Raw genomic sequence first — 14,282 nt, 5'->3', positions numbered from 1 at the left:
CCGAAAAACTTAAGAAAATCTCACAGAATTTTTGCTGCTATTGGCGACTGTAACACGCAGCTGCCATAAACACCATTTCGGCACAGTCGCCCTCTGCGCAAATCGGCACGAGGGCGCGTTTAAACCAGCAAGACAGGATCTGGATAGCAATGATCAATAACGCCCAGAAATATAACGCAATTCACATGCTCTACGATGCCGACCTATCGCAAGACAGTTGCGGCGTAGGTTTCATCACACGCAAGGATAGCAAACAGACGCATGACCTGTTGTTGAAATCGCACGAAGCCTTGTGCACCATCCCGCACCGCGGCGGCATGAGCGCCGAAGGCATAGGTGACGGTGCCGGCGTCAATATAGATCTGTCGTTAACCTTCTTCCGCAAGATCACCGGCAATGAGAGTTTGCAACCGGGTCAATTCGGGGTTGCCAATTTCTTTTTTCCGGAAAATCACGCCCAATACGACGCGATTGCCACACAATTAATCGAAACGCATTTAAAAGAGTTCGATCTGCCGGTTATCAAATGGCGCGAGGTCCCGGTCGACAAAGCAGTGCTGAACGCCGCATCAGTCAAAGCGCAACTGCCGATCAAACAGCTTATTTTCGGGCGTCCCGCTTCTTTAACCGACGCAAGCCATGACGCCTTCGAAAGACATATTCAACAAGCCTTGCTGGCCATAGAGGCGGACGGCTTCAAACGCCCGGAATTGCAAGGTTTTTATCCGCTGTCCATGAGTTCGCGCACCTTGGTCTACAAAGGCCGCCTGAACTCGTTTGAAGTCATTCCGTACTTCGTCGACTTGTACGACAAAGACCACGAAATCAGCACCCTGTTTTTCCACACCCGCTTCTCGACCAATACCGCGCCGGCCACGATGATGGCACAACCGTTCCGTTACATGGCGCATAACGGCGAACTGAACACCGACAAAAAAAACCGCCTCAGCGAAAACGCCATTGCTCGACAAAACAATAAACACATCGTATTCCCCTGCGGCCAATCGGACTCCGGCCGCCTGGACCAAACCCTAACCCGCCGCATTAACGAAGACGAACTCGACATCGTTACCGCCATTTTGGCCATGATGCCGCCGGCCTGGGAAAACGACCCGACGCTGTCTCCGGAAGTCCGGGCCATGCTGGAATATTTCAGCCTGTACGAAGAGAAGAACGACGGCCCGGCGGCCTTGATTTTCAACGACGGCATTCGGGTCGGCGCCCGCCTCGATCGCCTGGGCTTACGCCCGTTGCGTTCGGTCGAAACCGCGGAGTATCTGGCGGTAATGTCCGAAGCCGGGCAAATCGATTTTCCGCCCGAGCAAGTGCTACGCCGCGGCCGTATCGAAGCCGGCGGTATGTTGTACTTCGACCATCACAGCGGCAAGTCCTACGACAGCCGCCAAGTCATGGAACGCTTGGCCGGCGAAAAAGACTACAAATCGTTATTGGCACAACGTTGTATACACATCGACCAGTTACCCAAGGTCGAGCTTGCCGAAGTCGGCAACGACCACGAATTGAACATCGACCAGCGTCATACCGCCTATTCGCTGAATCAGGAAAGCTTTAAATTCCTGCTCGATCCGATTCTGCAAACCGGCCTGGAAAAAGTCACGGCCATGGGCTACGGCCTGGCGCCCAACGCATTGAGCGCGGCCGAAGGCGGCATGTCGCGCTACTTCAGCCAGCGCTTCGCCCAAGTCACCAATCCGCCGCTGGACTCTTTACGGGAAAGTGACGGCATGACTTTGCGCGTCGCCCTGGGCGCCAAACCGACATTCGCACCTAGCGCCAGTAAGCAGCTCATGATTGAGTCGCCGATTCTGCAACGCACGCAACTGGAACAAATCCGCCGACAAACCCAGGTCAAACACGTAACCCTGGACATGCTGTACACCCCTGATTTCGCCGACCCACAGCGTAACGAACAGCTGCTGGAACAAGCATTTTTAGCAGTATGCAATCAGGTCGAACAGGCTGCGCGCGCCAACACCGGCATCATCATTCTAAGCGACGCCAACATCAGCAAGACCCACGCAGCGATACCCGCCTTGCTGATGATTGCCGCAGCCAATCAACATTTGGTCAAGCAAGGCTTGCGTTTCAACTCGTCGCTGATCATGGAAACCGGACAAGCGGCCAGTCCGCACGACGTGGCGACGATTTTGGGATTCGGCGCCTCGGCGATTTGCCCGCTCAGCGTGCATAACCGGGTAGTGACCGAATACGTCGACGCGGCGGCACGGCAAAAGGCCTTGTACCACTTCCAAAAAGGCGTAGAAAAATCGTTGATGAAAACCATGGGCAAATTCGGCCTGTGCACTGCGGAAAGTTATATCGGCGGCGAATTTTTCGAATCCAATTATCTCGATACCGATGAACCCAAGCTGAAGCCTTATTTTCCGAACATTAACTCGTCGGTCGGCGGCGCGCGGTTTTCCGATATAGCCGCCAGTGCTTGCGAATGGCATCATAAAGCCCTGACAGTACAAAGCGAAAGCGACATCCCCTTCCTCGGCCTGTTCAAGGAACGTCAAGACGGCGCCGGCCATACCTTCGGCAACACCGCGGTACGCGAATATATCGCCATGACCGACGAAGCGATTCTATACGTACCGCAACAGCAAGCCGCACAGGCCAGCGATACCGCTTACCTGGATTTCGGCTACGAAAAACGCACGCCGGCGCAGATCGACGCGTTCGGCATTACCCCTGCCTATCGCAGTTTTACCAAAAATCTGGCGCAGGAGCGCGCGGTTCGCCCGGCTGCGCTACGTGACGTCATGGAATTTCCCGTCGACGTCAGCACAGCACAGAGCAAAGCCGATTTCGACCGCTTACTCGGAAGCCAAAACCTACCGGGGAACAACAACTTTTTGATTCGCGGCCTCAGCGTTACTCAAAGCAACGGCGCGGTGTTCCGGATCGAACTGACGTCCGATAACAATGCAACACGGCTAAAAGAACTCGCGGAACATTTTAAAGCCCGCTTCTTAGGACAGGATTTTGCGGCGTCGATAGAAGACGGCAATCTCAACATCCGCGTCAACGATAGCGACAGTCTGTTGTACCACTACTTGAGCAAGGTAAAACCCGGCCGAGAACGGATAGCGCTGGATCAGGTACAACCGGCTCACCAAATCACCCCGACCCTGGCTTCCGGCGCGATGAGCCACGGCGCGTTGTTGGCCGAAGCCCACGAAGCCGTCGCCCAGGGCACCAACATCGCCGGCGGCATGAGCAACTCCGGCGAGGGCGGCGAACACTCCAGCCGCTTCGGCACCATACGCTCCAGCAAGATCAAGCAATTTGCGTCCGGCCGCTTCGGCGTTTGGGCCGGCTATTTAGCCGACCCGAATCTGGAAGAAATCGAAATCAAGATCGGCCAAGGCGCAAAACCCGGAGAAGGCGGCCAACTACCAGCGCCTAAGGTCTCGGTGGAAATAGCCGCTTTACGCGGCGGCACGCCGAAAGTCGAACTGGTCAGCCCGCCGCCGCATCACGACACCTATTCGATCGAAGACTTGGGCCAGCTGATCCACGACGCCAAAGCCGCCCGCGTTCGGGTGATCGTCAAACTGGTATCCTCAGAAGGCATAGGCACTATCGCGGTCGGCGTCGCCAAAGCCGGCGCCGACGTGATCAACGTAGCCGGCAATACCGGCGGTACCGGAGCGGCAGCGGTCACCAGCTTGAAAAATACCGGCCGCTCTCCGGAAATCGGCATCGCCGAAGTGCATCAAGCGCTGGCGGTCAACGGCTTGCGCGACAAAGTCGTCCTGCGTTGCAGCGCCGCCCACCAAAACGGCGCCGACGTAATCAAATCGGCCATACTCGGCGCGGACTCCTTCGAATTCGGCACCACGGCGCTAATGATGCTGCGCTGCGTGATGGCCAAAAACTGCAACATACGTTGTCCGGCCGGTTTGACCACCGCCCACGAAGAGTTCAAAGGCGACCCGCGGGTATTGGCTCAATATTTCATGAATTTGGCCCACGAAGTGCGCGAAATTTTGGCGGATTTGGGCTACCAAAGTTTGAAAGAGATTCGCGGCAAAACCGAATTGCTGCATCTGATCAATCACCCAAGCATGATAGGTCAGTTGCACTTGCAAAAATTGCTCGCCGAAGTCCAAGAAGTCAAAATTGAAAAGCCGATCTATCTGGAAAAAAACTTTGCCATCGACGACCTGATCTTCGCTCGGGTGAAATCCGAGCTGTTCGACAAAGGCCGTAACGCTATCGTGATCGAAGGCAGCGAATTCAAATTGAACAACCGCAACAAAAGCGTAGGCGGACAAACCGCCATCGATTTGGAGCGGCTACTGCAATACGAATTGTCGGCAGAACAAATATCCGCAAGCAAAATCATCTACACCAACCAGCACGGCCGGCGTTATCTGGCCGACGACACCATCACCGTCCGCACCTACGGCTCGGCCGGCCAGAGCTATGCCGCTTTCAACAACGACGGGTTGCGCATGGAACACACCGGCACCTGCAACGATGGCGTCGGTAAAACCGCATGCGGCGGCACCATCGTGGTTAAATCGCCGGGCGGTGGCTCCAGTCAAGCCGGTGAAAACGTGTTAATCGGCAATTTCGCCCTGTTCGGCGCGTCCGGCGGCAAAACCTTCATCAACGGAGAAGCCGGCGACCGCTTTGCGGTACGTAACTCCGGCGCGATGGCGGTGGTGGAAGGCGTGGGCGATTTCGCCTGCGAATACATGATCAACGGCGCGGTATTGAATTTAGGCGGTTTCGGCAAGGGTTATTGCACCGGCATGTCCGGCGGCAACGCCTATCAATACGATCCACACGATCGTTTGGAAGCCCTGTACGATAAAACGTCCGTCACCCTGCATCGTTTGACCGAAGACAGCGAAATGGCGCAAGCGCATGAGCAATTTATTTTGTACATGCTGCAGCAGCACATCGAACACACCGATTCGGAAACGGCCAAACGCATCATGGCTAATTGGCCTGTAGAGCGTCAATTTTTCAAATTTGCACTACCGACTTGGTTGAACCGTACCCAAACCGCCGACTATTTACAACAAAGCATGGACCGCAAAGCCATGATCGAAGAACTGTCGGTGGCGTTCGCTCAACAGCAAATCGAGCAAATCAAACGCGCCTACCTATCCGGTGCCGCGTTATTCGGCGGCGCCATCCCGGCTTATGGCGAAACCGACACCGAGTTGACGCTGAAATTGATCAATAGCTACGCAGTGATCGACAAAGCTCAGCAAATCGCCAAGGATCAGCTCGACAAGTCCGGATTGCCGGTGACACCGGCCTTGATCGATAAACACGCCTATAAACTGATCACCGAAAGGCCGCGCAAATTGCAAGATGCGTTAATCAAAAACATCCGCGAAGCGTATAGCCAATACGACGACAAGCAACTGGCCGCGTTAATGGCGCAAAAACGCTTGACGGATTACAAAACCACATTGATGTTGCGCGATGTGCAAAGCATCTATTCAATCGGCTCCACCGCTTGGATCATTCAACAAAACCGAATCAATCGGACAGCATTGGCCGAGGTGCCCTCGGTCGACAAAAATTTGGCGAGCTTGGAAAGCTTAGCCATCGTAAAGGAAATGCTGGACAGCGAAATAGCATAGCCTTAAATTCCGGTTGGCAATGCCGGCATTCTCCGGCTCTCGTCGCCCGGCGACGGGGCCGGCGATTAAGTGCGGTTAAACATTCAGCGACACACAGCGAGTATTGATTTGTAAAGCGACCGGGTCTGTTTGACACGACCCCATTGGTATAGAAATGAAATCACCTTTTATTCCCGAAAACGCCCCTTTTAGTGAAATTCAGCGCGCTTGGCTAAGCGGATTTTTTGCCGGCATGCATAGCCACATGATCCAGAGCGCCGGCAGCGTCAACCCCGCAAATGCCCGAACTTTGCACATCTTGTACGGTAGTCAAACCGGTAATTCGGAATCCCTGGCCCACGATACCGCCGCCAGAGCCAAAAGCCACGGCTTGCTGCCGGTCGCGAAAAGCATGGATGAAGTGGAAATCGGCCAGCTGGCGCAAATGGAATATTTGCTGATCATTACCAGCACCTATGGCGAAGGGGCGATGCCCGACAATGCCGAAATGCTGTGGGAGGCGGCCAACGGCGATAACGCGCCGCGCCTGGAAAACGTCAAATACTCGGTACTGGCTTTAGGCGATACCAGCTACGATTTGTTTTGCCAAGCCGGGATAGATTGGGATAACCGGCTGAGCGCATTGGGGGCCAAGCGGATTTTCGATCGGGTGGATTGCGACGTCGACTTCGAAACTCCGGCCGAAAAATGGATTAGCGAGGTCATCCCACTGATGGCCGAAGGTGCCGCCACCGTCGCCGTGGTCGATACCGGCAGTCAAGACAACGGTAAACCGGCCTACAACCGCAAAAACCCATTCCCGGCCAAACTGCTGGTCAACCGTCTGTTGACCGCGGAACATTCGTCGAAGGAAACCCGCCATTACGAAATCTCGATTGCCGGGTCCGGACTCAGCTACGAAGCCGGCGACGCCCTGTGCGTCGTACCGACCAACTGTCCCGACCTTGTCGCACAAATCGTCAAGGCACTAGGTTGTACCGGCAGCGAGGACGAGCCGGTCGGCGGCGAATTGATGCCGCTGTCCGAAGCCTTGCGCACCCATTTCGAAATCAAAACCCCCAGCAAGGAATTGGTCGAGGAAATAGCCAGACGCTCGGGCGATCAACAGTTGAACGCCCTTCTGCAAGCCGGCGATAAAGATCAACTGTCCGACTATCTTTGGGGTCGAGACACCCTGGATTTGCTGTTACAGTTCCCGTCCGTCGAATTATCCGCCGCGGAATTCCTGGCCTTGCTGAAACCTTTGCAGCACCGTGCCTATTCGATCTCCTCCAGCAGCAAGCAACATCCGGACGCGGTTCATCTGACCGTCGCCAGCGTTCGTTACGACGCACACGGCCGCCATCACAAAGGGGTTTGCTCCACCTATCTGGCGGACTTGGTCGACGCAGACAGCGACGTGAAGATTTTTTTCACCCCAAACAATAACTTTCGGGTTCCTGCCGACGATAATTTACCGATGATCATGGTAGGCCCCGGCACAGGGATTGCGCCGTTCCGCGCTTTTTTGCAGGAACGCCGCGCCCGCAACGCCAATGGCAAAAATTGGTTATTCTTCGGCGATCGTAACGCAGCCACCGATTTCATTTATCGCAACGAAATCGAAGACATGCAAGCTACAGGCATTTTAACCCGCCTGGATTTAGCTTTCTCCCGCGATCAAGAACAGAAAATCTACGTGCAAGATCGTATGAAGGAACACGGTGCCGAGCTGTTCGCCTGGCTAGAACAAGGTGGCTATTTTTTCGTCTGCGGCGACGCTTACCGGATGGCTAAAGACGTCGACCAAGCCTTGCACGACATCATTAGGGAACACGGCAAACTGACGCTGGTCGACACTGTCGAATACGTCAATAATTTGAAAAAAGAAAAACGTTACGTCAGAGACGTTTATTAAAGCGCCGGCGAAAATCAGGGGGAATCAAGCCGTTGCATCCCCCGCTTCTCAAACCGAACGGCTTAAGGTTTTCCTGTCGTCGGCGAGTTAACTAAACACTCGCCTTTCCTATGGGCCTTTGTGTATCGAGTCTATTATGCAAAATCATGGGCGCCAATCCGGGACTATTCCCCGCGCGTTTTATCTGATGCTGTTGGCATTACTGCTGTTTTCCGCGCAAACCGAATCGGCAACCGATAACGCCGGTGCAAAAGACGCAACGGCCGATGCGCTCAAAACCCTCATCGCCGGCAAACGCAATCCGCTGCTGAGTTCGCCGGATTTTTCCCCGCTCGCCGAACAGCTAGCCTCACTATATCGGCAAACCGGTTACCAACTGCTCTGGTTACCCCCAAATCGAAATCATACGGCGGTCGAACAAGGTCTGACGATGATTGCCCAGGCCTTTGCGGACGGACTCGACCCGCGCTATTACGATGCCGAACTGCTGCGGAAAAATTTGACCCTGGCCGGCTCGATAGCGACCGGCGCCGTGCAAGAACTGGCAGAATTCGACACCGCTTTTTCCATCGCTTTTTTGCGCTACGCCAACGACTTGCATTTTGGCAGGGTCAGCCCGCAGCAACTCGATTATCCGCAAACCTTCGGCAAAAACCGAACCCTCGACATTCCGGCGTTGCTGGCGCAAGCGCTCGAACATCAAACGCTCAATAAACTGCCGGACCAACTGCGGCCGAAATTCAAACAATACCGGCAATTACAAAACGTATTAGCCGCTTACCGAAAGTTACCCAAAGAAGCCAACCGGGAAGCCTTGCTGTTCAACGCATCACTGCATCCGTTCGAGACTCACCCGCAAATGCCATTGCTACGGCAACGTTTAATTCAAGCCGGCGCGATGAGCCCGCAATCGCTCGCAGAAGACACAATCTATTCGGAAGCGCTGCAACAAGGCGTAAAAAACTTTCAACTGCAGAACGGCTTGCTGGCCGACGGCATCATCGGCACGGAAACCGCCGCTAAATTGAACGAAACGCTGCAACAAAAAATCTTGCAGATCGAACTGGCTTTGGAGCGCTTGCGCTGGCTGCCGGACGACATCGACGGTCCGCTGATTATTGTCAACATCCCGGCTTTTCAATTATGGGCCTTCAACGATAACGACGATAGCGAACCGTTGAATCTGAAAGTCATCGTCGGCAAAGCGCTGCAGAACCCAACGCCGGTGTTGTTCGAAAAAATGCGTTATCTGGAATTCATGCCCTACTGGAACATCCCGCAAAGCATTCTCGATAAGGAAATTCTCCCCAAACTATACGAAGACATCGGCTACTTGGAGAGCCAGGACATCGAGCTGGTGGAACGTAACGAAAGCGACGCCGACTCCTGGGACAGCGTATTCGAAGACCTGAAAAGCGGCCGGGTTCGGGTCAGACAACGTCCCGGCAAAAATAACCCGCTGGGCAAAGTCAAATTCGTCTTTCCCAATAAAGAAGACGTGTATTTGCACGACACCTCATCGCCCAGACTATTCGAACGCAGCCGCCGCGATTTCAGCCACGGCTGCGTGAGAGTTGCCCAAGCCGATAAATTGGCCGAATTCGTATTAAAAAACCAACCGGACTCCGATTGGAATAACGAAAACATTCTGCAAGCCATGTCGGACAGCAAAACCCGCCGCGTATCCTTAAAAAATCCTATCCCTGTGTTATTCATCTATTCGACTTCTTTCGTCGATCAGCAAGGCCAAGTCCATTTTTATCGGGACATCTATCAACAAGATCAGCTGTTACTGAAAGCCTTGGACAAAAACCTCGACCAGTCCGGACAAAATATATTGAGCGTAAAATCGCAGGGTTAAGGCGATTGCCAACATAAATGTAACCGAATGCCCCGGGATTGTTGTTCAGCTCAAAGGCGTCAGCCGGATAGTTTTTTCGCAGGAAAACGCCTCCCCCAACAATCGTCAATCAAGGGCTTGCTAACAAACGCCGTCGCCCGCCCGTGATCAGCAAGCCGAGAACAAACGCGGGATGCGACTTGGCTAAACCGAACACAAGAATCCTGTTGCTAAGCGGGGAGCAAAAAAATATAATCGCGGCTTTTTTTTAGCTCCGTCCGAACTTGTAACTCCTTCTTGCTCTTAACAAAATGACCACACACCTTATGCCTACCTATGCCCGGCAAGCAGTGAAATTCGAGCGCGGCGAAGGCGCTTGGTTATGGGATTTGGACGGAAACCGCTATTTGGATGCGGTCGCCGGCATCGCGGTCTGCAACTTGGGACACGCCCATCCGGCGGTGCACGAAGCCCTTTGCCGGCAAAGCCAGCGCTTGATTCATAGTTCCAACTTATACGGCGTCCAATTGCAAGAAGACTTGGCCGATAAGCTGTGCCAACTGAGCGGGATGCACAACGCCTTTTTTTGCAATTCGGGGGCGGAGGCCAACGAAGCCGCCATCAAAATCGCCCGCAAATACGGCCACGACAAAGGCATCGCCGAACCCATAGTTGTGACTATGGATAAAAGCTTTCACGGCCGCACCATGGGTTCGTTAAGCGCGACCGGCAATCTTAAAATCAAACAAGGTTTTGCTCCGCTCTTACCCGGATTCGCTCACGTCCCTTATAACGACATCGGTGCGATCCGCGCCGCGGTACAAAACAACCCCAACGTCGTAGCCATATTGGTCGAACCGATACAAGGCGAAGGCGGAGTCAACATCCCGGCCGCCGATTATTTAAACCAGATTCGCGGTTTATGCGATCAATTCGACTTGTTGCTGATGTTGGATGAAATCCAAACCGGCATAGGCCGTACCGGTCGTTTCTTCGCCTATCAGCACAACGGCATTCTGCCCGACGTTTGTACCTTGGCCAAAGCCTTGGGCAACGGCGTGCCGATAGGCGCCTGTTTAGCCAGCGGCAAAGCCGCATCGGTGTTGACAGCCGGCAATCACGGCTCGACTTTCGGCGGCAACCCGTTGGCCTGCAGCGCGGCGCTCGCAGTATTGGACACCTTGACGCATAGCGATTGGGTGCAACAAGCCGAAATCAAAGGCGCACAAATTTGTAACGCTATCGCCGAACAAACCGCCGGCAATCCGCATGTCGTATCGATCAGACATAAAGGCCTGATGATAGGCATAGAACTGGATAAACCCTGCGGCGCGCTGGTGGGGATGGCCCTGCAAAAGCATTTGCTGATCAACGTCACTGCAGACAACACCATCCGCTTGCTGCCGCCCCTGGTCATAGACGACCGGCAAATCGCCCAACTAACGGACACGCTATCCGCGCTCATCCAAGCATTCACCGTTACCCCATGAAACCCATCAGACATTTCACCAGCCTGCTCGATTTGACCGGCAGCGAGTTACGCACTCTGATTCAGCGGGCCATCGAATTGAAAAATCATCGCGACCCCGACTTTCAACCTTTGAAAGGCCGAGTGTTGGCGATGATCTTCGAAAAATCGTCCACGCGTACCCGAATTTCCTTCGAATCCGGCATGGTGCAATTCGGTGGCAGCGCGATTTTTCTATCGCCGCGCGACACCCAATTAGGCCGCGGCGAACCCCTGGAAGACAGTGCGAAAGTCATCTCCAGCATGGTCGATTGCATCATGTTGCGTACCCACAAACACGAAACGGTCACCACCTTCGCCCGACACTCGCGGGTTCCGGTCATCAACGGCTTAACCGATTTGCTACACCCCTGCCAGCTGTTGGCCGATATGCAGACCTATTTCGAACGGCGCGGCGACATCGCCGGTAAAACCGTGGCCTGGATAGGCGACGGCAACAATATGTGCCATTCCTATATCAACGCCGCCAGACAATTCGACTTCAAATTGAACATCGCTTGCCCGGACGATTACCGGCCGTCAAGCGCCATCGTCGAACCGGCTACCGACCGAGTCGCCTTTTGCGCCTCGCCCGAACAAGCCGCTCAAAATGCCGACCTGGTCGTCACCGACGTCTGGGCCAGCATGGGCCAGGAAGAGGAACAAAAAAAACGCGAAGTGGCGTTTCGCCACTTTCAAGTCAACACGCAAACCATGCAAGCCGCGCATCCGGACGCCTTGTTTATGCACTGTTTGCCGGCTCATCGCGGCGAAGAAGTCAGCGCCGAGGTGATAGACGGCCCGCAAAGCGTGGTATTTCCGGAGGCCGAGAATCGCCTACACGCGCAAAAAGCGCTGTTGGAATTTCTCATCTGTGGATAATTTCGATAAAATCGTCGGCTTATTGTCGATCTCATAAAGAGCCTTGCCGTGAAAAAATGCATACTCCGCCTACTGATTTTCATCGCCGGCAGCGGTTTGGCACATGCCAGAACGGGTTACGTAACCGACAGCGTAGACCTGCCCATACGTAGCGGCGAAAGCGAACGCAGCCGCATCGTGCGCATGCTGCCTAACGGCACGCCGCTAAACATCCTGGGCGACAACACCGAAAACGGCTACACCTACGTGCAAGCCGCCAACGGTGCCGAAGGTTACATACTCACCCGCTACATCAGCAAGGAACCCAGTGCCAAAGCGCAATTGGAAGCGCTGAACAAAAAGCTGGAAACCTTGCAGGAAGAAAACAAAGCCTTAAAAACCTTGCAAGTCGGCAGCGAAGAAATGGGTAAGGAAAAAGACCGCCTAGGCACCGAATTGGCCGAACTGCAACAGACAGCCGCCAACGCCATCCAACTGAAACAACAACGCGACCAATTGCAAGAACGGGTAGTGACCGTCGAACGGGAATTACAGCAATTGAAACGCGAAAACCAAGCGTTAACCGACAGCACCAATCAAGACTGGTTTTTGTACGGCGGCGGCTTGGCGCTGTTCGGCGTACTATTAGGCTACATTCTACCCAAGCTTAGCTGGCGCCGCCGCTCCAGCGGCTGGGACACGTTTTAGCCGCCTACCAACCATGATTCGCCACCGCCGTTAACCGGCACCCCCGCTTTGCCGAGCCCGCGCAAGGCAACATTCGATTCATTCATTATTCGACGTAAAGCCATGACCGACAAAACCCGCCAATTTTCCTCGCTCGTCGTCGACGGCATGGAGCGCGCGCCCAGCCGCGCCATGCTGCACGCCGTCGGCTTCAACAACGAAGACTTCGCCAAACCGCAAATCGGCGTTGCGTCGACCTGGAGCATGGTTACGCCCTGCAACATGCACATCAACCACCTGGCCGACGACGCGGCACGCGGGGTGGACGCTGCCGGCGGCAAGGCGGTGATATTCAACACCATTACCATCTCCGACGGCATCTCGATGGGTACCGAGGGTATGAAATACTCGTTGGTGTCGCGGGAAGTGATTGCCGATTCGATCGAAACCGTAGTCGGCTGCCAAGGCTTCGACGGCGTGGTCGCCATCGGCGGTTGCGACAAAAACATGCCGGGCTGCATGATTGCGCTGGCCCGTCTGAACCGGCCGGCCATCTTCGTCTACGGCGGCACCATCCTGCCCGGCTGCCACAACGATAAAAAGCTGGACGTGGTGTCGGTGTTCGAAGCGGTCGGCGCCCGCGCCAACAACCAGATCGACGACGCCGAGTTGGCGGCCATCGAAGCCAAAGCCATACCGGGCGCCGGCTCCTGCGGCGGCATGTATACCGCCAATACCATGGCGTCGGCGATAGAAGCGTTGGGTATGAGTCTGCCGAACAGTTCGGCACAAGCGGCAATCTCCAACGACAAAAAACTCGATTGCGAGCGCGCCGGTGCGGCGGTGCTGGAACTCTTGCAAAAAGACATCAAGCCACGCGACATCATGACCAAAGCGGCCTTCGAAAACGCCATTACCGTGGTGATTGCGCTGGGCGGTTCCACCAACGCAGTGTTGCATTTATTGGCGATGGCCAACGCCACCGGCGTCGATTTGACGCTGGACGACTTTACCCGCATCGGTGCCAAAGTCCCGATGCTGGCCGACCTGAAACCCAGCGGCAAATACCAAATGGCCGAATTGGTGGAAATCGGCGGCATTCAACCGTTGATGAAAGAATTGTTGAACATCGGCCTGCTACACGGCGACTGCCTGACCGTGACCGGCAAAACTTTGGCGGAAAATCTGGCCGGCGTCCAAGACTATCCGGCCGGACAAGACATGATCCGCCCGCTGGACAACCCGATCAAGAAAGACAGTCATTTGGCGATTTTGTACGGCAATCTGGCGGCGCAAGGCGCGGTGGCCAAAATCACCGGCAAGGAAGGTTTGGTGTTTACCGGCAAAGCCAAAGTGTTCGACGCCGAAGAACAAGCCTTGAAAGCGATTTTGGACGGCAGCATCGTCAAGGGCGATGTGATCGTGATCCGCTACGAAGGTCCAAAAGGCGGCCCCGGCATGCGGGAAATGCTGTCTCCCACCTCGGCGATCATGGGTAAAGGCCTGGGCAAGGACGTCGCGCTGATCACCGACGGCCGTTTCTCCGGCGGCACCCATGGCTTCGTGGTCGGCCACATCACCCCGGAAGCGCAGGTCGGCGGCACGCTGGCCGTCGTGCAAGACGGCGATCAAATCACCATAGATGCCGAAACCAAGCAATTGACCCTACACGTCAACGAGCACGAAATCGCCCGTCGTTTCGAAAAGTGGCAAGCGCCCGCCCCGCGCTACACCCGCGGCGTATTGGCCAAATATGCCAAATTGGTCAGTTCGGCTTCGCAGGGCGCGGTCACCGACAATTTGGACTAAGCCGACGCCGCGCCGGCGGAGTGCGAGGGCCGCCGCATCGCCCTCACC

7 protein-coding genes are annotated in these 14,282 nt (G+C 55.0%); all 7 read left to right on the top strand.

Annotation, left to right across the window (positions count from 1 at the left end; translation table 11 throughout):
- Nucleotides 1–149: 149 nt before the first annotated feature.
- Nucleotides 150–5,633, top strand: a complete 5,484-nt coding sequence (locus tag AB0A83_RS04230) for a glutamate synthase-related protein (RefSeq protein WP_150047022.1) — start codon at nt 150–152, stop codon at nt 5,631–5,633.
- Nucleotides 5,634–5,787: 154 nt separating this feature from the next.
- Nucleotides 5,788–7,530 (top strand): sulfite reductase subunit alpha, encoded by a 1,743-nt coding sequence (locus tag AB0A83_RS04225; RefSeq protein ID WP_367155483.1) that lies wholly within the window; start codon nt 5,788–5,790, stop codon nt 7,528–7,530.
- A gap of 136 nt (nt 7,531–7,666) precedes the next feature.
- Complete coding sequence (locus tag AB0A83_RS04220) at nt 7,667–9,391, top strand: murein L,D-transpeptidase (RefSeq protein WP_367155482.1); 1,725 nt, start codon at nt 7,667–7,669, stop codon at nt 9,389–9,391.
- Nucleotides 9,392–9,681: 290 nt separating this feature from the next.
- Entirely contained in the window at nt 9,682–10,860 is a 1,179-nt protein-coding gene (locus tag AB0A83_RS04215; RefSeq protein WP_150047018.1) for an acetylornithine transaminase, read from the top strand.
- Entirely contained in the window at nt 10,857–11,759 is a 903-nt protein-coding gene (gene argF, locus AB0A83_RS04210; protein WP_150047016.1) for an ornithine carbamoyltransferase, read from the top strand. Before AB0A83_RS04215 ends, argF begins: the two co-directional genes overlap by 4 nt.
- Before the next feature lie 48 nt (nt 11,760–11,807).
- Nucleotides 11,808–12,446, top strand: a complete 639-nt coding sequence (locus AB0A83_RS04205; protein ID WP_232056774.1) for a TIGR04211 family SH3 domain-containing protein — start codon at nt 11,808–11,810, stop codon at nt 12,444–12,446.
- A gap of 102 nt (nt 12,447–12,548) precedes the next feature.
- A complete protein-coding gene (gene ilvD, locus AB0A83_RS04200; RefSeq protein ID WP_150047012.1) occupies nt 12,549–14,234 on the top strand; it encodes a dihydroxy-acid dehydratase in 1,686 nt (561 codons plus the stop codon).
- Nucleotides 14,235–14,282 lie beyond the last annotated feature (48 nt).

The organism is Methylomonas sp. HYX-M1 (genome assembly GCF_040741385.1).
In the GTDB taxonomy this organism is placed as follows: Bacteria; Pseudomonadota; Gammaproteobacteria; order Methylococcales; family Methylomonadaceae; genus Methylomonas; species Methylomonas rhizoryzae.
This window is presented reverse-complemented; position numbering and strand designations above follow the sequence as displayed.

Excerpts from the sequence above, each read along its gene's own strand:
- AB0A83_RS04225 (WP_367155483.1), top strand. The coding sequence starts at position 5,788 with ATGAAATCACCTTTTATTCCCGAAAACGCCCCTTTTAGTGAAATTCAG.
- ilvD (WP_150047012.1), top strand. The coding sequence starts at position 12,549 with ATGACCGACAAAACCCGCCAATTTTCCTCGCTCGTCGTCGACGGCATG.
- AB0A83_RS04215 (WP_150047018.1), top strand. The coding sequence starts at position 9,682 with ATGACCACACACCTTATGCCTACCTATGCCCGGCAAGCAGTGAAATTC.
- AB0A83_RS04220 (WP_367155482.1), top strand. The coding sequence starts at position 7,667 with ATGCAAAATCATGGGCGCCAATCCGGGACTATTCCCCGCGCGTTTTAT.
- AB0A83_RS04230 (WP_150047022.1), top strand. The coding sequence starts at position 150 with ATGATCAATAACGCCCAGAAATATAACGCAATTCACATGCTCTACGAT.
- argF (WP_150047016.1), top strand. The coding sequence starts at position 10,857 with ATGAAACCCATCAGACATTTCACCAGCCTGCTCGATTTGACCGGCAGC.